General features: G+C 33.3%; 18 protein-coding genes. 12 read left to right on the top strand and 6 right to left on the bottom strand.

All coding sequences use genetic code 11. The annotated features are described in order from the left end of the window. Nucleotides 1-281: 281 nt before the first annotated feature. Both flgE and ruvC read right to left on the bottom strand, forming a co-directional pair. Nucleotides 282-2840, bottom strand: coding sequence for a flagellar hook protein FlgE (gene flgE, locus KAR88_RS07465; RefSeq protein ID WP_192801875.1), 2559 nt, complete (start codon nt 2838-2840; stop codon nt 282-284). Between the two features lie 203 nt (nt 2841-3043). Further along, on the bottom strand, nt 3044-3520 hold the full coding sequence (gene ruvC / locus KAR88_RS07460) for a crossover junction endodeoxyribonuclease RuvC (RefSeq protein WP_002779377.1): 477 nt from the start codon (nt 3518-3520) through the stop codon (nt 3044-3046). 102 nt (nt 3521-3622) lie between these two features. Here ruvC and dnaA point away from each other — a divergent pair, with 102 nt between their 5' ends. The 9 genes from dnaA to KAR88_RS07430 all read left to right on the top strand — a co-directional run bounded on the left by dnaA (nt 3623) and on the right by KAR88_RS07430 (nt 10836). Continuing rightward, the gene (gene dnaA, locus KAR88_RS07455; protein ID WP_002787448.1) at nt 3623-4945 is read left to right on the top strand and encodes a chromosomal replication initiator protein DnaA; all 1323 of its coding nucleotides are present in this window, start codon (nt 3623-3625) and stop codon (nt 4943-4945) included. Nucleotides 4946-5105: 160 nt separating this feature from the next. After that, on the top strand, nt 5106-6173 hold the full coding sequence (gene dnaN / locus KAR88_RS07450) for a DNA polymerase III subunit beta (protein ID WP_192801273.1): 1068 nt from the start codon (nt 5106-5108) through the stop codon (nt 6171-6173). A 31-nt stretch (nt 6174-6204) separates the two neighbouring features. After that, nucleotides 6205-8517, top strand: a complete 2313-nt coding sequence (gyrB, locus tag KAR88_RS07445; RefSeq protein WP_002791617.1) for a DNA topoisomerase (ATP-hydrolyzing) subunit B — start codon at nt 6205-6207, stop codon at nt 8515-8517. 242 nt (nt 8518-8759) lie between these two features. Next, nucleotides 8760-9083: a hypothetical protein gene (locus KAR88_RS07440; protein ID WP_057037091.1), complete on the top strand. Its 324-nt coding sequence runs from the start codon at nt 8760-8762 to the stop codon at nt 9081-9083. Between the two features lie 154 nt (nt 9084-9237). Continuing rightward, entirely contained in the window at nt 9238-9489 is a 252-nt protein-coding gene (locus KAR88_RS08920; RefSeq protein ID WP_002826934.1) for an FAD-dependent oxidoreductase, read from the top strand. Nucleotides 9490-9560: 71 nt separating this feature from the next. Next, a complete protein-coding gene (locus KAR88_RS08915) occupies nt 9561-9719 on the top strand; it encodes a hypothetical protein (RefSeq protein ID WP_223206638.1) in 159 nt (52 codons plus the stop codon). After that, nucleotides 9685-10215 carry a p-cresol methylhydroxylase gene (locus KAR88_RS08910; RefSeq protein ID WP_079755059.1) on the top strand — a complete coding sequence of 177 codons (531 nt, stop codon included), beginning with the start codon at nt 9685-9687 and terminating at the stop codon, nt 10213-10215. The genes KAR88_RS08915 and KAR88_RS08910 overlap by 35 nt, the downstream gene beginning before the upstream one ends. A gap of 11 nt (nt 10216-10226) precedes the next feature. Then, nucleotides 10227-10358: a hypothetical protein gene (locus KAR88_RS08975; RefSeq protein ID WP_002787444.1), complete on the top strand. Its 132-nt coding sequence runs from the start codon at nt 10227-10229 to the stop codon at nt 10356-10358. Nucleotides 10359-10488: 130 nt separating this feature from the next. After that, complete coding sequence (locus KAR88_RS07430) at nt 10489-10836, top strand: cytochrome c (RefSeq protein ID WP_002797294.1); 348 nt, start codon at nt 10489-10491, stop codon at nt 10834-10836. Nucleotides 10837-11043: 207 nt separating this feature from the next. Here the strand turns inward: KAR88_RS07430 and KAR88_RS07425 are convergent, their stop codons facing one another. Together KAR88_RS07425 and KAR88_RS07420 are read right to left on the bottom strand one after the other, a co-directional pair. After that, the gene (locus KAR88_RS07425; RefSeq protein WP_002785504.1) at nt 11044-12690 is read right to left on the bottom strand and encodes a cation acetate symporter; all 1647 of its coding nucleotides are present in this window, start codon (nt 12688-12690) and stop codon (nt 11044-11046) included. Further along, complete coding sequence (locus KAR88_RS07420; protein ID WP_002787440.1) at nt 12687-13046, bottom strand: DUF485 domain-containing protein; 360 nt, start codon at nt 13044-13046, stop codon at nt 12687-12689. Before KAR88_RS07420 ends, KAR88_RS07425 begins: the two co-directional genes overlap by 4 nt. Before the next feature lie 230 nt (nt 13047-13276). On the opposite strand from KAR88_RS07420, the gene KAR88_RS07415 reads away from it, so the two are divergent. The 3 genes from KAR88_RS07415 to KAR88_RS07405 all read left to right on the top strand — a co-directional run bounded on the left by KAR88_RS07415 (nt 13277) and on the right by KAR88_RS07405 (nt 20657). Beyond that, entirely contained in the window at nt 13277-14578 is a 1302-nt protein-coding gene (locus KAR88_RS07415; protein ID WP_002797292.1) for a Na+/H+ antiporter NhaC family protein, read from the top strand. A gap of 133 nt (nt 14579-14711) precedes the next feature. Next, nucleotides 14712-19202, top strand: coding sequence for a glutamate synthase large subunit (gene gltB / locus KAR88_RS07410; protein WP_057030698.1), 4491 nt, complete (start codon nt 14712-14714; stop codon nt 19200-19202). Between the two features lie 9 nt (nt 19203-19211). Then, entirely contained in the window at nt 19212-20657 is a 1446-nt protein-coding gene (locus KAR88_RS07405; RefSeq protein WP_002790483.1) for a glutamate synthase subunit beta, read from the top strand. Here the strand turns inward: KAR88_RS07405 and KAR88_RS07400 are convergent, their stop codons facing one another. Beyond that, the gene (locus KAR88_RS07400; protein ID WP_002818690.1) at nt 20658-21233 is read right to left on the bottom strand and encodes a ribonuclease HII; all 576 of its coding nucleotides are present in this window, start codon (nt 21231-21233) and stop codon (nt 20658-20660) included. A gap of 37 nt (nt 21234-21270) precedes the next feature. Beyond that, on the bottom strand, nt 21271-21918 hold the full coding sequence (locus KAR88_RS07395) for a ferritin family protein (RefSeq protein ID WP_002779391.1): 648 nt from the start codon (nt 21916-21918) through the stop codon (nt 21271-21273). Nucleotides 21919-21990 lie beyond the last annotated feature (72 nt).

Raw genomic sequence — 21990 nt, 5'->3', positions numbered from 1 at the left:
CATTAAGTTAAAACTAATATAAGACATTTTTTCTCCTTTCTAAAAAATTATTGGCTATTTTATCTTTAAAAAATAAAAATAAAATTAAATTTTAAAAAATTTATATCACATTGCTGAAAATTTTATTGCAACCCACCCCTAGCAAGAGTGAGTTAGCAATAAATTGAAGGCAGTTCAAGCCTAAGCCTAGTATTACAAGACTACCAAGATAGGCTTGTAAAGCAAGGCTTGCTCCCTTTAAGGGAGCAAAAAACAATATTTTATAGAATACTAAGCTTAAATTATTGTTTAAGCTGGATTAGAGTTTGAAGCATTTGATCACTCGTTGAAATGGTTTTTGAATTTGCTTGATAACCTCTTTGAATGATAATAAGCTCTGTTAAAGAACGACTTAAATCCACATTTGACATTTCAAGAGCTGAGGTTTTCATCTCACCACGACCTCCTGTTCCTGCTTCACCTACCACGATATTACCACTATTTGCAGTAACTTTAAAAAGATTTCCACCAATTTCCTCAAGACCTGAGTTATTTGCCACTGAAGCCATTGCGATTTTTGCTACAGCAAAGGTTTTACCATTTGTAAATTCACCTAAGATATTACCTTTATCATCCACACGGATAGCCTCAGGTTTTAAGTTACCTGAAGTATAACCATCAGTTGCTTGTCCTGTTAGAGTTGAAGCAGAATTTGAGCTTACAAGACCGTCATTGCTTCCGCTTGTTCCAAAGGAAAGTTTGATTTGTTGATTTGGTGCGGCACCGTTATTTGGTGAAAAATTTATCGTTCTTGGTGTATAACTAGCTAAAGATCCATCATTGTTAAATCTTGCTGTTCCTACGATGATATTTGTAGGACCTTCACCTGTAGTGTTAATCTCTGCAGGTTCTGGTACACGGATGATCATTTGCCATTCATTACCCCCATCTTGAGTGGTGCTTTGCTTAACAAACTGCACTTCTAAAGTGTGTTTTGAACCTAAAGAATCATAAATTTCAAGTCCTGCTGAAAAAGCAGAAAGCTTAAGTTGCTCGCTTTCTTTGATCTGATTTCCTATAACCAAAGGACCATCGAAAGCTTTAAAAATTTTAGTAAAAGCATCATTAGTACTTACAGTTCCTTGTTTATTACTATAAGCAGTTATATTAAAACTCATATTTTTTGGATTTGTTGTAGCAGCATTAGCACCAGCACCAGCATTAGCTGGTATAGTAGAAGTTTCATTTGCGTTAGAAATAGCAAAATTACCATTTTCAGTTACCACTACTTTTACAGCTTGATTGATATCATTAGCGTCAAATGTTGGAGTAGCATTATCTATTATACCACTACCATTATAGTCAACCCCATACCTAGCATCTCTTTGCAAAAGCTCTCTTAAATCTTCTGTGGTTCTAAAAGTTCTTTCAGTAGTATTTTTTAAACTCCCTTGTATAGCATCCCAATAATTAGCAGAAGCGGGATCGGTTGGTCTATTACCGTTATTAGGCTGAAACGCCGGTCCACCATCAGGATTTATCATAGGTGGTATAGTAACAGGATTTGAACTATAAATATACTTATGTGCTGTCACTACTTTAACATTTTGTGGTTGACCTACTTGAGCTGCTCCAGCTATCCAATCAGTATCATTCTGAGCAGTTGTTAGATTACCACCTTGAGGAGAAAAAACACCAGTATTAGCATCATAATTAATAGTATTTCTTTCTCCTGCAGAATTCCCAACATTAACTGTTAAATCGATATTTTTCATATTATCTGTTGTACCATCAGCATTATCATTGACAAATTCTATACCTGAACCATCTGCTTTTTTTACCGCTTTTACTCCTGTTCCATCTCTTGTATCGGTTGGGGCAGTGAAGGTATTAATATAAGCTATGGCTTCATCTAAGCTTCTTATATTATCATTTTGAATTCTTACTCCATTTAAATTAATATCCAAAGTTACAGATATATCTTTATTACCCCAGAAAATAACATTATTTTGTTGTGCTACTGTTAAATTAGGATCAAAGACATTTGCACCATTAGCTCTATCTGTAGTAAATTTTGCATCCGCATAAGACACCCAAATTCCTTGACCTTCTCTAAGATTTAATCCTGTGCCATTAGCATTAAAAAGTGATCCCGCATCCACACCCTTTTCCGTCACTTCTACAGCATTCTTAGAAGTCGTGTAAAACTGAGTAGTTCCTGTATCATTTTCATCTTCAGGTCTTTGGGTTTTAGTATTCCATCCATGAACAGAATCAAGTGCATAAAGATTTCTACTTGAAGTTCCTATATTTAAACCGCTATTTAAATTCGCTTTGATAGCTACTTCTGTAGATTTTGCTGCAGGGATATGCATACCGGGATCGATAAAAATATTTTGCGGACTTCTTGAACTGTCTATAGTTTGATTATCCCAATTGATATTCCACCCTTGGACAACAAAACCTGCATTATTAACAAAATTTCCATAAGCATCAAGTTTAAAATCCCCATCTCTTGTAAGATAGCGCGTAAGCCCCCCATCATCACTCACCATAAAAAAGCCGTCTCCATTAATCGCGACATCGGTGTTTTTATTTGTTGTTTGCACTGGGCCTTGAGAGTGAATTCTAGTCGTAGAACTTACTGAAACGCCAAGACCGATTTGAAGTGGATTAGATCCACCTCTTCCATCAGTTGGAGCTGTAGCGATTTTCACAGTTTGGCTAAACATAGTCCCAAAATCTGCACGGGAGTATTTAAAACCCTTGGTATTAACATTTGAAATGTTATTACCTTCAACATCCATCGCAACTTGATGTGCTTGTAGTCCGCTTACGCCAGACCAAAGTGATCTCATCATCTTAAATCCTTTATAAAATATTGCTTTAAAAAATTTAACGCTTTGGCTTTAAAAAACTTTTGCGTTTATGTGAAGTTTACAAGCAAGTTCTGTTCCAACTTTTGAAATTTTTTATGAATTTTTTAAAAATTTATAGAAAAAATTTAAAGGTATTTTGGGAGTTTATGAAGCTTTGGGCTTTTGTGTAATAAAAATTACTAAAATCACACCCTAACTCTTAAATTTGCTGCATGGGTTAAAGCTACTGCAATAGCATCTGTGATATCCAAAGGCTTGATATCTTTACTAAGTCCTAAAAGCCTTTTTACCATAAAAGCAACTTGTTCTTTAGTTGCTTTGGCTTTTCCTGTAACGGCTTTTTTTACTTGTAAGGGAGTGTATTCTGCAAAATCTCCATGAATTTGAAGAATTTTTAAAGATAGGGCTCCGCGAAATTGTGCGAGTTTTAAAACGGTTTTTGGATTGTAAGCAAAAAAGATATCTTCTATAGCCACCTCATCAAAAGAATGATTTTTAAAAATCAAGTCCAAACCCTCGCAAAGCTCTGTGATTTGGTATTGTAAAGTACTGGGCTTTATCTTTATAAGTCCTGCTTCGATTAGGATATTTTTACCTTTATTTGCTTCTATGATAGCATAACCACAATTTCTTGAACCAGGATCTATACCTAAAATTTTCAATCTTCCACCTTAATCAATAATGAAATGCAAAAGCTTGATTTTAACCTTTTTTTATAAAATTTAAGATAAAATTTATAAGCTTACAAAGACTAAAGAGAGATTATGAATCCAAATCAAATACTTGAAAATTTAAAAAAAGAATTAAGTGAAAACGAATACGAAAATTATATCGCTATCTTAAAATTTAACGAAAAACAAAGCAAAGCAGATTTTCTAGTCTTTAGCGCTCCTAATGAGCTTTTAGCTAAATTTATACAAACAAAATATGGTAAAAAAATTTCACATTTTTATGAAGTACAAAGTGGAAATAAAGCGAGCGTTTTGATACAAGCACAAAGCCAAAAACATAGTAGCAAAAGCACTAAAATCGATATCGCTCACATCAAGGCGCAAAGTACGATTTTAAATCCTTCTTTTACTTTTGAAAGCTTTGTAGTGGGGGATTCTAACAAATACGCTTATGGAGCTTGTAAAGCTATCTCACAAAAAGACAAACTGGGAAAACTTTATAATCCTATCTTTATCTATGGGCCTACAGGGCTTGGAAAAACGCACTTGCTTCAAGCTGTGGGAAATGCAAGTTTGGAAATGGGAAAAAAAGTGATTTATGCTACGAGTGAAAATTTTATCAATGATTTTACTTCAAATTTAAAAAATGGCTCTTTAGATAAATTTCACGAAAAATATAGAAATTGTGATGTTTTACTCATAGATGATGTGCAATTTTTAGGAAAAACAGACAAAATTCAAGAAGAGTTTTTCTTTATATTTAATGAGATTAAAAATAATGATGGGCAAATTATCATGACAAGTGATAACCCACCCAATATGCTAAAAGGTATCACCGAACGCTTAAAAAGTCGTTTTGCTCATGGTATCATAGCAGATATCACTCCACCTCAACTGGATACAAAAATAGCCATCATACGCAAAAAATGCGAATTTAATGATATCAATCTTTCTAATGATATCATTAATTATATCGCCACTTCTTTAGGGGATAATATAAGAGAAATAGAAGGTATCATCATAAGCTTAAATGCTTATGCTAACATACTTGGACAAGAAATCACCCTTGAGCTAGCAAAAAGCGTGATGAAAGATCATATCAAAGAAAAGAAAGAAAATATAAGCATAGAAGACATTTTATCTTTGATCTGTAAAGAATTTAACATCAAACCAAGCGATGTGAAATCTAGCAAAAAAACTCAAAATGTCGTTACTGCAAGACGCATAGCAATCTACCTAGCAAGGGAACTTACAAGCCTTACTTTTTCACAACTTGCTAACTTTTTTGTGATGAAAGATCACACAGCTATTTCACATAGTGTGAAAAAAATAAAAGAACTCATGGAAGATGATGAGCAAATAAAAACAAAAATCGAAGAATTAAAAAACAAAATTCTTACAAAAAGTCAAAGTTAAGTGAAGAAATGTGAAAAGAAAAAAAGCAAAATGTGAAAAAATATAATTAAGCAAAATATGGTAAAATACAAATTTAATAATTTTTTGCTAAAGAATTTCACAATTTCAACAAGCTTATTATTACAATGAATTTAAAATTAAAATAAACCAAGGAGAAAAAATGAAGTTAAGTATCAATAAAAATACTTTAGAATCTGCAGTGATTTTATGTAATGCTTATGTAGAAAAAAAAGACTCAAGCACCATTACTTCTCATCTTTTTTTTCATGCTGATGAAGATAAACTTATCATTAGAGCGAGTGATTTTGAAATAGGGATAAACTATAAAATAAAAAAAATCCGCGTAGAATCAAGTGGTTTTGCTACTGCAAACGCAAAAAGCATAGCCGATGTGATAAAAAGTTTAAACAATGAAGAAGTGGTATTAGAAACCATTGATAATTTTTTATTTATAAGACAAAAAAGTACAAAATACAAACTTCCTATGTTTAATCATGAAGATTTTCCAAATTTCCCTAAAACAGAAGGTAAAAACCAATTTGACATTGATTCAAGTGATTTAAGTAGATCTCTTAAAAAAATTCTACCAAGCATTGATACTAACAACCCTAAATATTCTCTAAATGGTGCATTTTTAGATATAAAAACAGATAGAATAAATTTCGTTGGAACCGATACAAGACGCCTTGCAGTTTATACTCTTGAAAAAACAAACAATCAAGAATTTCACATCAGCATTCCTAAAAAAGCTATCATGGAAATGCAAAAACTTTTTTATGAGAAAATCGAAATTTATTATGATGAAAATATGCTGATCGCTAAAAATGATAATTTTGAATTCTTTACAAAACTTATCAATGATAAATTCCCTGATTATGAAAAAGTTATCCCAAAAACTTTCAAACAAGAACTTAAATTTTCAACTGAAGATTTTATAGATAGTCTTAAAAAAATCAGCGTTGTAACTGAAAAAATGAAACTTCATTTCAACAAAGATAAAATCATCTTTGAAGGTATAAGCTTAGACAATATGGAAGCAAAAACCGAACTTGAAATCGAAACAGGAGTAAGTGAAGAATTTAATCTTAATATCAAGATAAAATACCTACTTGATTTCTTAACTTCAATCGAAGAAGAACAATTCACTTTAAGTGTAAATGAACCTAACTTAGCCTTTGTAGTAAATTCTCAAGGCTTATCTATGGTTATCATGCCTATGATTTTATAAAAACTTAAAATCTTGAGTTAAAAGGAAAAATATGCAAGAAAATTATGGTGCGAGTAATATTAAAGTTTTAAAAGGCTTAGAAGCTGTTAGAAAACGCCCAGGTATGTATATAGGAGATACCAATATAGGCGGACTTCATCATATGATTTATGAAGTAGTGGATAATTCTATCGATGAAGCAATGGCAGGACATTGTGATACTATAGATATAGAAATCACTACCGAAGGAAGCTGTATCGTTAGCGATAATGGTCGTGGAATTCCTGTAGATATGCACCCTACTGAAAATATGCCAACCCTAACCGTCGTTTTAACTGTTCTTCATGCAGGGGGAAAATTCGATAAAGATACTTATAAAGTTTCAGGGGGTTTGCATGGTGTGGGCGTTTCAGTCGTAAATGCACTTTCTAAAAAACTTATAGCTACGGTTGAAAGAAATGGAGAAATTTATCGCCAAGAATTTTCAGAAGGTAAAGTCATCAGTGAATTTGGTGTTATAGGAAAGAGCAAAAAAACAGGAACTACCATAGAATTTTGGCCTGATGATACAATTTTTGAAGTAACAGAATTTGATTATGATATTTTGGCTAAAAGATTTCGTGAACTTGCATATTTAAATCCAAAAATCACTATAAATTTTAAAGATAATCGTGTAGGCAAAAGTGAAAGTTTTCATTTTGAGGGCGGAATTTCACAATTTGTTAGTGATTTAAATAAAAAAGAAGCTTTAACCAAACCTATATTTTTTAGCGTAGATGAAGAAGATGTAAATGTAGAAGTAGCTTTGCTTTATAATGATACTTATAGCGAAAACTTGCTTTCTTTTGTAAACAATATCAAAACCCCTGATGGTGGAACGCATGAAGCTGGATTTAGAATGGGTTTAACAAGAGTGATTAGCAACTACATAGAAGCAAATGCTAGTGCTAGGGAAAAAGACTCTAAAATCACAGGCGATGATGTGCGCGAAGGACTTATCGCTGTAGTAAGTGTAAAAGTGCCTGAACCTCAATTTGAAGGACAAACTAAAGGAAAACTTGGCTCTTCTTATGTGCGTCCTATAGTTTCAAAAGCAAGTTTTGAATATCTTAGTAAATATTTTGAAGAAAATCCTATCGAAGCAAAAGCTATTATGAATAAAGCTTTAATGGCAGCTAGAGGAAGAGAAGCAGCAAAAAAAGCAAGAGAATTAACGCGTAAAAAAGAAAGCTTGAGTGTAGGAACTTTGCCTGGAAAATTAGCTGATTGTCAAAGTAAAGATCCAAGTGAGAGTGAAATTTATCTTGTGGAAGGGGACTCTGCGGGCGGTTCTGCAAAACAAGGAAGAGAAAGATCTTTTCAAGCGATTTTGCCTTTGCGTGGTAAAATTCTAAATGTTGAAAAAGCAAGACTTGATAAAATTTTAAAATCTGAACAAATTCAAAATATGATTACTGCTTTTGGTTGTGGTATAGGTGAGGATTTTGATCTTTCAAAACTAAGATATCATAAAATCATCATCATGACGGATGCGGATGTGGATGGTTCTCACATACAAACTCTACTTTTAACTTTCTTCTTCCGTTTTATGAATGAACTTGTGGCTAATGGACACATTTATCTTGCCCAACCACCGCTTTACCGCTATAAAAAAGGTCAAAAGAAAGAAATTTATCTCAAAGATGAAAAAGCTTTGAATGATTATCTCATCGAAACAGGTATTGAAAGTTCTAATTATGAAGGAATTGGCTTAAATGATTTAAAAGATTTTCTAAAAATCGTTGCCGCTTATCGCTCGGTATTAAATGAGCTTAAAAAGCGTTTCAATGTGATTTCTGTGATTAGATATTTGATCGAAAATCCTGACTTTATCAAAGAAAATAATGAAGAACTTTTTAAAATCGTTAAAGCTTTTTTGGAAAAAGAAGGGCATAATATTTTAAATCATTATATCAATGAAAATGAAATTCGCATTTATGTGCAAACTGAAAATGGTTTGGAAGAACTTATCATCAATGATGATTTATTTTCACACCCTCTTTATGAAGAGGCAAATTATATCTTTAATAAAATAAAAGATCGTGATTTGAGCTTTGAAAAAGATATTTTAGATATCTTAGATGAAGTAGAAAAAAATGCCAAAAAAGGTGCTTATATCCAACGCTATAAAGGTTTGGGTGAAATGAACCCTGAACAACTTTGGGAAACAACTATGGATCCAAGCGTAAGAAGACTTTTAAAAATCACTATCGAAGATGCACAAAGTGCTAATGATACTTTTAATCTCTTCATGGGCGATGAGGTTGAACCAAGACGCGATTATATCCAAACACATGCTAAAGATGTAAAACATTTGGATGTATAAAAATTTTTTAGTGTCAAATTGTAAATTTGACACTAAATTCTATCTTTTTGTTTAAAAATTTCACACTTTGTTACAATAATTCATATTTTATCTTTACTCAAATTATTTTTTAAATTTATAGATTTATAATTTGTAATACTAAATACTTAAAAGGATTAATTCATGTTAGAAGTTTCGCGTAGAAATTTTTAAAAGCTACGGATTTAAGTGCTGTTTGTCTTTCTGGTTTGAATGCTTCTTTTTTGGAATTTTCTCAAGCTAAACAAGTGAAATATTTTATCAAAGATAGTGAAATTCCTCATCAAGGAAATTTCATTAACGCGGATGAAATTTTACTTATTGAAAAAGATATCAGCAATATTTACTCACAACTTAAAGAAGCTTTTGAAAATAAAGCACTCATTGGAAGTGTGAGTAGTGGGACAACTTTTTTTGTGATCCGCACTATGGCGGCGGATTATGGTATGCGTGTTGCGTATGAAAAAAACAAGGTGATTTTTATACTTGGATTTTGGCACCAAAAGGAGTTAAATTATGATTTTACCAAAAAATGTTTCGCAAAGTGATTTTACAGCTGCAGTAGCAAAATTTGAAAAAGCTTTGGGTAAAGAGTGGGTATTTAAAACCTAAGAGGATTTAGATCTTTATAGAGATGCGTATAGCCCGCAATGGGATGATGATGACGAACCTATCCCTTCTTTAGCGCTTGCACCTAAAAATGTGGAAGAAGTTCAAGCTATAGTTAAAATAGCAAATGAATTTAAAATTCCTCTTTTTCCTATTTCCACAGGTAAGAATTTAGGCTATGGTTCTTCTGCACCACAGCAAAGAGGGCAGGTTGTTGTAGATTTAAAAAGAATGAATAAAATCATCGAAGTAGATGATAAAAGAAATTTCTGTATCGTTGAACCTGGGGTGAGTTATTTTGATCTTTATAAGTATGTAGAAAAAACAATCTCAATGTTTTTTTAGATATTCCTGATCCAGGTTGGGGTTCTCCACTTGGAAATGCTTTAGATCATGGTTGGGGATATAGCTATGGGATGTATCGTGATCACTTTGGCTCGCATTGTGGGATGGAAGTTGTTTTGGCTAATGGAGAAATTTTACGCACGGGTATGGGTGCTTTACCAAAAGCTAAGACTTTCGCAGACTTATGGAAAACCGATGAATGCGGAGTTAAAAGGCTATCTTACAAGTAAAAATGGCTTACCTGATATGGATAAAATTCAAAATTATGCTTTGAAAAATAAAATCCCTTATTGGAATATCGATGTTTCAGTTTATGGCTGTAAAGAAGTGTGCTATGCAAATTTAGAATATATCAAGCAAAGATTTAAAATCATTGAAGGTGTAGATATTTCTATCGTTCAAGAATTTAGTTTACCTTTGAATTTGGAGCAAAAAAAGCAGCTTAAACATAAGGTTACTCTTGGAATTCCAAATATGGAAATTTTTTGGCTTAGCACAAGAGGTGAGGTTTTAGAACCAAGTGATGGGCATGTATGGTTTTCACCTATTATTCCACGCGATGGTAAAGAACTTTTAAAATGCCAAGAAGTGTATATGAATTTATTTAGAGAATTTGGGGAAGAATCTCCTATAACACCTTTTTCGCATCCTAGAAGTTGGATGTATCGTGCATTTTGCTTTATGTTAGCCTTTAATAACTCAAGAACCGATAAAGCACACAATTAAAAGTGCGTAAAATGTATCGTCAAATGGTTCAAACTGCTGCAGAACATGGATGGGGAGATTATCGCGCAGCTCCAACTTTCCAAGATGATGTAATGGGTGCGTATTCTTATAACAATCATATTTTACGCCGCTTTAATGAGTAGCTTAAAGATTGTATTGATCCAAATGGAATTTAGCACCTGGTCGTGGAGGCATTTGGCCTAAAAATTTAAGAGATGAGCGTTTTGTTAATAACAAACGCGACGCATTAAGAATGAAAGAAGGTAAAGAAAAATGAAAAAAATCGCTTTATTTTTTGTTTTATTTGTTTGCTTGCTGAATTTCAATGCTAAGGATAAAGAATGGTTGCCAAAGGGTGAATCTATAAGTGTTTATGAGTATATTCCAAACAATCCAAGATCCCCTGCAGCATTTTCAAGCGTTGATAGTAAAAAATTAAATGCAAATCAAAGAAAGGGACAGCAAGTTTATAGTAAGTGGTGTATAGCATGTCATGGCGAGGGAATGCCTGGGACAAACGCACTTTCAGTTCTTTATAAAGATCAAGGAATTCCTGCGCTTTTAGAAGATAGAACGGATTTAAGCCCTGATTTGGTAACGATTTTTTTTGCGTTATGGTAAACATTCAATGCCGTTTTTCCGTAAAACTGAAATCAGCGATAAAGAATTGCAGTATTTAGGTGAGTATTTGGGTAGAAACTACAAATAAAGATAAACTCTAAAGGACTTTATGTTAAGTAAAGTCCTAAAATACTTTTCTAATGAGAATATTTACTGGTTTAAATTTAAAAAAGCTTCTGTGCTAAATGTAAAAAAGCTTTTTTTTGTTTAATGCGCCACAGCTTCACTTACTCCCACACCGCTTTGAGCTCTAAAATCTTGTGCTTCAAAACCTTCTTTATCTTTTTTAGCTCTTTTAGAATTATCCAATTTTGAAATGATATAAATGAGTATAAAACTTAAAGGCATTGAAAATAAAGCAGGATGATCATAAGGAAAAATAGCTTCACTAAAACCAAAACTTTTTACCCATATACTAGGGCTTAAAATCACAAGAGCAAGAACGACTATAAGTCCTATAAGTCCACCCCAAAAAGCGCCTTTAGTGGTAAGATTTTTCCAATAAATACAGAGTAAAAGTATAGGAAAATTTACACTCGCAGCAATAGCAAAAGCAAGTCCTACGGTAAAAGCAACATTTTGTTTTTCAAAGACAATGCCTAGCAAAATAGCAAAAATTCCTATAGCTATAGTTGCGATTTTTGTAACTCTCATTTCATCTTCATGTTTGACATCACCCTTTTTGATAACATTGACATATAAATCATGACTTATAGCTCCTGCACCTGAAATCGCAAGTCCTGCAACGACTGCTAAAATAGTAGCAAAAGCTACTGCTGAAATAAATCCTAAAAAGACATCTCCACCCAAAACATCAGCTAAGGTAACTGCTATCATATTACTAGCCCCATTAAAACTTCCATCAGCGTTAGTAAATTGAGGATTACCAAGTAAGAGCGCTATAGCACCAAAGCCTATGATGAAAGTAAGTATGTAAAAATACCCTATAAATCCTGTTGCATAAAATACTGACTTTCTAGCTTCTTTAGCATCTTTTACGGTAAAAAATCGGATAAGTATATGAGGTAAACCTGCAGTTCCAAACATAAGAGCCAAGCCTAAAGAAAGAGCTGATACGGTATCAGGCAAAAAAGTCCCTGGTTTCATTATGTTTTCACCTTTTGGATGATGAGAAATGGCTAAATCAAAATAATATTTTAAATCAAATTTCGTAAGGTATAAAATCATAACAGCCATAAAAGTAGCCCCTGCTAGAAGTAAAATGGCTTTGATGATTTGCACCCAAGTGGTTGCGTGCATTCCTCCAAAGGTTACATAACAAATCATTAAAATTCCGACCAAAACAACCGCAAAAGTGTAAGGTAAACCAAAAAGCAATTGTATGAGTTGTCCTGCTCCTACCATTTGAGCAATAAGATAAAAGATAATAACGCTTAAAGCAGAAATAGCTGATATAACGCGTATAGGCTTAGCTTCTAAACGATAAGCGGTAATATCTGCAAAGGTAAATTTGCCAAGATTTCTAAATTTTTCTGCAATTAAAAATAAAATAATAGGCCAACCCACTAAAAATCCTATAGAATAAATAAGCCCATCAAAGCCATTAGTAAAAACTAAAGCGGTAATTCCAAGAAAGCTTGCCGCACTCATATAATCCCCCGCTATAGCTACACCATTTTGCATTCCTGTGATATTTCCTCCGGCGGTATAAAATCCACTTTTGGATTTGGATTTTTTGTTAGAATAATAGGTGATAAACAAAGTAGCTAAAACAAAGACTAAAAACATACTAACAGCAGTTATATTTATAGGTTTTTGATGAACTTCTCCTAGATCAAAACCGGCGCTTAAGGCTAAATTAAAGATTAAACTTAAAAATATAAAGACTTTCATACTAGCTCCTTATAATTGATTTTTCCATCTTTTAACGCATCAAGCAACCCTTCATTTTCCAAGCTTTTAATCACTTCTTCTTGCTCTTTATCAAGAAAATAATTTGCGATAAAAGTGTAAATTCCTGTGGAAATAATACACAATAAAATCAGGCCAATGCCTACCATAATACCAAGCGTGATGGAACTAGGACCCAGTTTATACCCTAAAATTTCAGGCATAAGTCCTATACCTAAAACAAAGATATAGTAACAAATAAGCACTATCAAAGATAGGTTAAGCGATATTTTGTTTCTAAAAGAAACAAACTTTTTAAATCTCAAAACAGCATTTTTTTGCTCCGCATTTAAATTCATGAGTACTCCTTTCAATGTTTATAATTCAATATAACAAAAAATTCAATGAATTAAGGCTTTTTATTTTAAAAATTTGTGTAATAATAGAATTTTTATCTTAAATATGAAAAAAAGTAACATATATTTATCAATGTTACTAAAATTTACATATTAATTCATTGATAATTTTTATCTCATTTTAAAAAATTTTTCTTTAGAATTAAGCTTTTATAAATTCACAAGGAAAAATTTTGACCCTGCTTACAAATCCTATCATCATCAGTGTAGTTTTGATGACTTTACTTTGTTTATTTCGTTTTAATGTACTTTTGAGTCTTTTGATTTCTGCTTTAGTTGCTGGAATTTTTTCTCATATTGAGATTATGGAAACTATGAGTATTTTAATCGACGGAATGAAGGGAAATTTAAAAACCGCTTTAAGTTATATACTTTTAGGTGCTATTGCTGCTGCGATTTCAAGGACAAATTTAACAGCTTATTTGATTAAGGTAGTCAGTCGTTTTATCTCTCATAAAAAATATCTTTTACTTTTGTCCATAGCTTTGATTTCTTGTTTTTCGCAGAATTTAATTCCTATTCATGTGGCGTTTATTCCTTTGCTAATCCCACCACTTCTAAGTCTTTTTAATAAATTAAAAATCGATCGTAGGGCTGTTGCTTGTGCTTTAACCTTTGGACTTACGACACCTTATATGGTTTTGCCTATAGGTTTTGGACTTAACTTCCAAGATCTTTTAAGAGAAAATTTGGAAAAAAATGGGGTTAATGTCAACTTAGCAGATGTAACAAATGCGATGTATTATGCTGCTATTTGTATGGTGTTAGGACTTTTTTTAGCGCTTTTTGTATTTTATAGAAAACCAAGAGAATATCAAGAAATAGAAATTCAAAAAATGGATTTTGATAATATCAAAATGGGACGCAAAGAATGGGGCGTTTTAGTAGGGCTTATTTTGACTTTGGTTTTACAAATTTTTACGATGAATTTACCTTTATCAGGGCTTTTGGGCTTTATTTCTATGGTGATTTTGGGCGGAGTTGAATATAAAAGTGTCAATGATATTTTTGATGATGGACTTAAATTAATGGGCTTTATCGCTTTTGTTATGCTTGTAGCAGCGGGTTATGGAGAAGTTTTAAAACAAAGCGGTGCTGTAAATGAGCTTGTAAATTCCGTAGTGCCTTGGATGCAAGAAAATAAATTTTTAGCGGTATTTTTAATGCTTTTAATAGGTCTTATTATTACCATGGGTATAGGTACTTCTTTTGGGACTATTCCTATCATAGCTACACTTTTTTGTCCGCTTTGTTTAGAACTTGGTTTTAGCGCAGCACTTATTATATTTATCTTAGGAGTAGCAGGGGCCTTAGGAGATGCAGGAAGTCCAGCAAGTGAAACGACGATGGGAACGAGTGTGGGATTAAGTGTAGATAAGCAACACGATCATATAAAAGATACTTGTATTCCTACTTTTATTTTTTATAATGGGCCTTTGCTGATTTTAGGAAGTATCATAGCGATGTTTTTATAATTTTTATAAATCCATTGAAATATTTTTTAATTTATTTATTTTTAAGATAAAAAATATCTCGATATTAAAAAAATATATGTTATAATCCTTAACAAGCTATCAAATTTAAAATCAATCTTATAAGGAGAATAAAATGGATTTGGAAAATATCTTAGAAAACAATCAAAGCGTAGGTTTATATCACCCTAAAAATGAACACGATGCCTGTGGTATTGCCGCAGTTGCCAATATACGCGGTATTGCTTCTTATAAGGTTATTTGTGACGCTTTAGAAATTTTGATGAATCTTGAACACCGAGGCGGTGCGGGAGCTGAAGAAAATTCAGGTGATGGAGCGGGAATTTTGATTCAAATTCCTCATGATTTTTTCATGACTCAAGAGCTTGGTTTTGAGCTTCCTCAAAAAGGTGATTATGCTGTAGCTCAAATGTTTTTATCGCCTAATGCAGATGCTAAAGAAGAAGCAAAAGCGATATTTTTACAAGGTTTAAAAGATAAAAATTTAGAATTTTTAGGTTTTAGAGAAGTGCCTTTTAATCCTAGCGATATAGGAGCAAGCGCTTTAAAAGCTATGCCTTATTTTTTACAAGCTTTTGTAAAAAAACCAAGCACGGTTAATGCAGGACTTGAATTTGAAAGAGTACTTTATGCTTGTCGTCGTCTTATAGAAAAAAGAGCTATTAATGTGCCTAAATTTTATTTTTCAAGCTTTTCTTCACGCACTATAGTTTATAAAGGAATGCTTCTTTCTACTCAATTGAGTGATTTTTATCTTGATTTTAAAGATGTCAATATGAAATCAGCCATTGCTTTGGTGCATTCTCGTTTTTCGACTAATACCTTCCCAAGCTGGGAAAGAGCTCATCCAAACCGCTATATGGTGCATAATGGAGAGATTAACACTATACGAGGAAATGTCGATAGCATAAGAGCTAGAGAAGGTTTGATGGAGAGCGAATATTTTGAAAATTTAGATGAAATTTTTCCTATCATAGCAAAACCAAGTAGTGATTCTGCTATGTTTGATAATACTTTAGAATTTTTAGCTTTAAATGGACGCACTTTAGAAGAAGCTTTTATGATGATGGTGCCAGAACCATGGCATAAAAATGAGAACATGGGAAGTAAAAAGCGTGCTTTTTATGAGTATCATTCTTTATTGATGGAGCCTTGGGATGGACCTGCTGCTATAGTTTTTACTGATGGGGTTATCATGGGGGCGAGTTTAGATAGAAATGGTTTTCGTCCTTCAAGATATTATCTTACAAAAGATGATATGCTCATACTTTCAAGCGAAACAGGAGCTTTAAAACTTGATGAAAACAATATCAAAGCTAAAAAACGCCTAGAACCTGGAAAACTTTTACTTGTAGATACTGCAAGAGGTAGAGTAATAGCTGATAATGAAATCAAAGAGCATTATGCTAATGCGAAGCCTTATAAACAATGGCTTAAAAATTTAGTAGAGCTTGAAAAACAACACAGCGGGGTTTATAAACATAAATTTTTAAAAGAAGATGAGGTTTTAAAACTTCAAAAAGCTTTTGGATGGAGCTATGATGAGCTTAAAATGAGTGTAGCAAGTATGGCACAAAATGGCAAAGAAGCTTTAGCGGCTATGGGTGTGGATACTCCTTTGGCTATTCTTTCTAAGACTTATCAGCCTTTGTATAATTATTTTAAACAACTTTTTGCTCAAGTGACTAATCCACCTTTAGATGCTATAAGAGAAGAGATTGTTACTTCTACAAGGATATATTTAGGAAGCGAAGGGAATTTGCTAAAACCAGATGAAAATAATGCAAAGCGTGTTAAAATTTCTTTGCCTATTATTAGCAATGAAGAGCTTTTCGAGGTTAAAGCCTTAAACAATTTCCAAGTTAAAGAATTTTCTATACTTTATGATTATTCTAAAAAAACTTTAGAAAAGGCTTTAGATGAACTTTGCGTTAAGATAGAAGATGAGGTTAAAAAAGGTGTTTCTATTATCATTTTAAGCGATCAAGGAGTGGATGAAAAAAACGCTTATATCCCTGCTTTGCTTGCTGTTTCTGGAGTGCATAATCATCTAGTAAGAAAAAATTTAAGAACACATACAAGTCTTATCATCGAAAGTGGTGAACCTAGAGAAATTCATCATTTTGCATGTCTTTTAGGTTATGGTGCGACTGTTATTAATCCTTATTTGGTTTATGAGAGTATACAAAAACTCATTGCCAATAAAGATTTAAATTTAAGTTATGAAAAGGCGGTAGAAAATTTCATCAAAGCAAGTTCAAGTGGTATAGTAAAAATTGCTTCTAAAATGGGAGTTTCTACTTTACAAAGTTATAATGGTTCTGCTCTTTTTGAGTGTTTGGGCTTAAGCTCTAAGGTGATTGATAAATACTTTACTTCTACAACTTCACGCATTGAAGGTATGGATTTAGAAGATTTTGAAAAAGAGCTCATTGCTTTACATAAACATGCTTTTAACGATACGCATAAGGCTTTAGATTCTAAAGGAATTCATGGTTTTAGAAGTGCTAAAGAAGAACACTTAATCGATCCACTTGTGATTTTTAATCTTCAGCAAGCTTGTCGCAATAAAGACTATAAAAGCTTTAAAAAATACTCGGCTTTAGTAGATGAAAAACAAGTGAATTTGCGTTCTTTGATGGAATTTGATTTTAGTGAAGCTATCAGTATAGATAAGGTTGAAAGTGTAGAAAGTATAGTTAAACGCTTTAGAACAGGGGCGATGAGTTATGGTTCTATTTCTAAAGAAGCACACGAGTGTTTAGCACAGGCTATGAATAAAATAGGCGCTAAATCAAATTCAGGCGAGGGCGGTGAAGATGAGGAACGCTATGAAATCAAAGATGGAGTCAATAAAAATTCCGCTATCAAACAAGTAGCAAGTGGGCGTTTTGGGGTGGATTTAAACTACTTAAGTCATGCAAAAGAATTACAAATCAAAGTCGCTCAAGGTGCAAAACCAGGCGAGGGCGGACAATTAATGGGCTTTAAAGTTTATCCTTGGATAGCTAAGGCTAGACATTCTACAGCGGGTGTGACGCTTATTTCCCCGCCTCCTCATCATGATATTTATTCTATTGAGGATTTGGCTCAACTCATTTATGATTTAAAAAATGCGAATAAAGACGCCAAAATTTCAGTAAAACTTGTAAGCGAAAATGGTATAGGAACAGTTGCTGCAGGTGTGGCAAAAGCAGGAGCGAATTTAATCCTTGTTTCAGGTTATGATGGAGGAACAGGAGCAAGCCCTAGAACTTCTATACCGCATGCGGGAATTCCTTGGGAGTTAGGCTTAGCTGAAACGCATCAAACTTTGATCTTAAACAAGCTTAGAGATAGAGTAAGATTAGAAACTGATGGAAAGCTGATGAATGGACGCGATTTAGCTATAGCTGCACTTTTAGGAGCTGAAGAATTTGGCTTTGCTACTGCGCCTTTGATTGTTATGGGTTGTACGATGATGAGAGTTTGTCATCTTAATACTTGTCCTTTTGGTATTGCCACTCAAGATAAAGAACTTAGAGATCGTTTTAAAGGCAAAGTAGATGATGTGGTTAATTTCATGTATTTTATAGCTGAAGAGCTTAGAGAATATATGGCAAGACTTGGTTTTGAACGCCTTGATGATATGATAGGAAGAGTTGATAAACTCCGTCAAAAACCTATGCAAGGTAAAGCAGGTAAAGTGAATTTAGATAAAATTTTAAAATCCTTACCTACTTATAACAGAACCGCTGTGCATTTTAAAGACTATAAAGACAATAAACTTGAAAAAACGATTGATTATAGAATTTTACTCCCACTTTGTAAAAATGCTGTGGAGAAAAAAGAGCCTATCAAACTTTCTTTAGAGGTAGGAAATCAAAGCCGTACTTTTGCTACTATGCTTTCAAGTGAAATTCTAAAAACTTATGGCAAAGACGCTTTAAGCGAAGATAGCATACAAATTAAAGCCATAGGAAATGCAGGCAATAGCTTTGGAGCATTTTTGTTAAAGGGTATTAAGCTTGAGATTATAGGCGATAGCAATGATTATCTAGGTAAAGGTTTAAGCGGAGGTAAGATCATTGCTAAAATTTCAAATGAAGCCACTTTTTCACCTGAAGAAAATATCATCGCAGGAAATGCTTGTTTGTATGGAGCAACCGAGGGTGAAGTGTATTTAGATGGTATAGCAGGAGAAAGATTTTGCGTAAGAAATTCAGGAGCTAAAGCGGTAGTTTTAGGAACAGGCGTGCATGGTTGTGAGTATATGACAGGGGGGCTTGTCGTAGTGCTTGGCGATGTGGGTGCGAACTTTGCTGCAGGTATGAGTGGGGGTGTGGTTTATATCTTTGGAAGACACAATGAAGCCCATGTAAATACCGAGCTTGTGGATATTAAAGATCTTAGCACTAAGGATGAAAAAGAATTAAAAACGATGATAGAAAATCATATCGCTTATACCAATTCTAAAAAGGCTAAGGACATACTCGAAAAATTTGACAAAAAAGACTTTTTTAAAGTTATGCCAAGAGATTATGAAAAAATGTTAGAGATGATCGAGCTTTGCAAAGATGAAGAAGATCCAAGTTTGGCAGCATTTTTGAAAATCACACAAAAATAAGGAGTAAAAATGGGAAATGCAAGAGGTTTTTTAGATTTTAAAAGGGTAGATTTTAAAAAAGTTGCTCCTAAAGAAAGAGTTTTAAATTTCAAAGAATTTACAACGCTTTTAGACAAGAAAGAACAAGAAATTCAGGGCGGACGATGTATGGATTGTGGGGTAGCATTTTGCCATACGGGTGTGATGAGTGAAGGCAAGGATGTAGGCTGTCCTTTAAACAATCTCATCCCTGAATGGAATGATCTTATTTATCGTTCTTTATGGAAAGAAGCTTATGAAAGACTTGATCTTACCAATCCTTTTCCTGAATTTACTGGCCGTGTTTGTCCGGCTCCTTGTGAGGATTCTTGTGTGTGTGCGATTAATGGAAAAAGCGTAAGTATCAAAAATAACGAGCTAGCCATCATAGAAAATGCTTTTAAAGAAAATTTAGTAAGTCCAAATAAACCTAAACAATACAATGGCAAAAAAATCGCCGTCATAGGAAGTGGGCCTGCTGGACTTGCTTGTGCTAATACCTTAAATTCACTTGGCTACAAGGTAAGTGTTTTTGAAAGAAGCGATAAAGTAGGCGGGCTTTTAATGTATGGAATTCCTGATATGAAGCTTGATAAAAGTATAGTCGATAGACGCGTTGATTTACTCAAAGAAAGCGGTATAGAATTTAAGGTAAATGAAAATATAGACAGCAAAGATAAGGTTTCTAAACTTTTAAAAGAATTTGATGCTTTAGTACTTTGCACAGGAGCGAGCAAGCCTATCGATCTTGATATAGAGGGTAGAAAACTAAAGGGCGTTGAATTTGCTCTTGATTTCTTAACGCAAAATACCAAAACCTTGCTAAAAACAGGTAAGGGTGCTGATACAGCAAAGGGTAAAAATGTCTTGGTTATAGGAAGTGGGGACACAAGTGTTGATTGTATCGCTGTAGCTACAAGACAAGGAGCTAAGTCCATAGTGCGTTTTGAAAGAAGCCCAAAAAGACCTTTACAAAGAAGCCAAAGCAATCCTTGGCCTTTAAAAGCTGATATCTTTACGACAGATTATGGTTTAGAAGAAGCCATTGCTGTATATGAAAAAGATCCTAGAGAATATCAAAAAATGACAAAAAAATTCTTAGGTAAAGACAAAGTAGAAAGCGTAGAAGCATGTGATTTAAAACGCGAATTCAAAGAAGGTAAGGCTATAAATGTCGAACTTCCAAATTCTAATCAAAACTATAAAGCAGATTTAGTACTTTTGGCTATGGGTTTTAGCGGAAGTGAAGATGCTATCGCTAGTAATTTTGGAGTAAGTTTGGATGAGAAAAACAATGTCAAAACAAAGAATTTCCAAACCACACATGAAAAAATCTTTGCTTGTGGAGATGCTAGAAAAGGACAATCTTTAGTCGTTTGGGCTATAAAAGACGGTATAGAGTGTGCTTTAAATATACATGAGAATTTAGCAAAATAGTCATAAAAGTTTAAAACTTTTGCGATGAAGCTTGCAAATTCCAAATTTTGCTATCAATTCCTTATGGGCTTTTGTCCCATAAGCCTTGTTTTTTTCAAACTCATAGCAAGGAAAATCTTTAGCTAAAAAATTCATTATCCTATCTTTGCTCACCTTTGCAAGTATGCTTGCTGCACTTACTTGTTTGATATTGGCATCGGCTTTGATTTGAGTTTTTATACCGCTAATGCCTAAATTTGTATTGCCATCGTATAAGAAATTATTTTCTGTTTTAAAGTGTTTTTTTATGAGTGTTAAACCCATTTTTAAACAAGCGCTAAGCCCTATTTCATCAATTTTTTCTGAAGAAAAAGCAAGTATGAGATAATTTGAATTTTTGATGATAATTTCATAAAGTTCTTCGCGTCTTTTTTCGCTCAATTTTTTAGAATCACAAAGCCCCTCAAGATCTTTATGCAGTTTACAAGCTGCCATCATCATAGGACCTGCTAAGGCACCTCGTCCTGCTTCATCAATGCCGATTAAGTTAATATCAAATGGAGTTAAAAGTTCGTTTTCTTCAAATAAAGTTTTCAAATTTTCTCTAAGAAAGGGCGAAAAATCGCCCAAGGATTTAGCCTAAAAATTCACGCTTAAAGTATTCTTTAGGTGCTTTACATAAAGGACAGGCTGCAGGAGCTTTTTTGCCACGATGGATATGTCCACAAACCTCACAAACCCATAGTTCTTCTACTTCGCTATTAAAGAATTCTTCTTCTTCAAGCATTTTTTTAAGAGCTAGGTATTCTCTTTCGTGTTCTATTTCTACTTTTCCAATCGCAGTAAATAATCTTGCTATAGCTTTTTTACCCTCATCTTCAGCGATTTTAGCAAAATTTGGATACATAGTTGTGTGCTCATAGTTTTCACCTTCTGCAGCAGTTACTAGGTTTTTTGTAGTTACTTCTAAAGGTTTGCCATCAACGATTTCGTGATAAGCTTTAAATTCAGCTCTTGCATGCCATTTTTCATTTTCTGCTGCTTCTCTAAAATGTCTTGCAACCGCATGCCATCCTTCTTCTTCAGCTACATCCGCAAATAAATCGTATTTATTTCTAGCCATTGATTCTCCAGCAAAAGCTTTCATCAAATTTATTGCAGTTAAATCTTGAGTGATACACTCCATCTCAACACCACAACAGCTAAGTTTTCCACCGCCTACATTTTGAACTTCTACTTCATTGCCGCATTTTGGACATTTATAGGATTCATATTGTCTCATTTTGTACTCCTTTTTGATAATCAAAAAGCATTGTATTATAAAAAAATACTTTTGTCAATTGATGAAAATTAT

Origin of the sequence: Campylobacter sp. JH23, from assembly GCF_017846595.1 — a bacterium.
In the GTDB taxonomy this organism is placed as follows: Bacteria; Campylobacterota; Campylobacteria; order Campylobacterales; family Campylobacteraceae; genus Campylobacter_D; species Campylobacter_D coli.
Note: the sequence above shows the minus strand (reverse complement) of the source record. Positions and strands in the feature narration are given on the sequence as shown.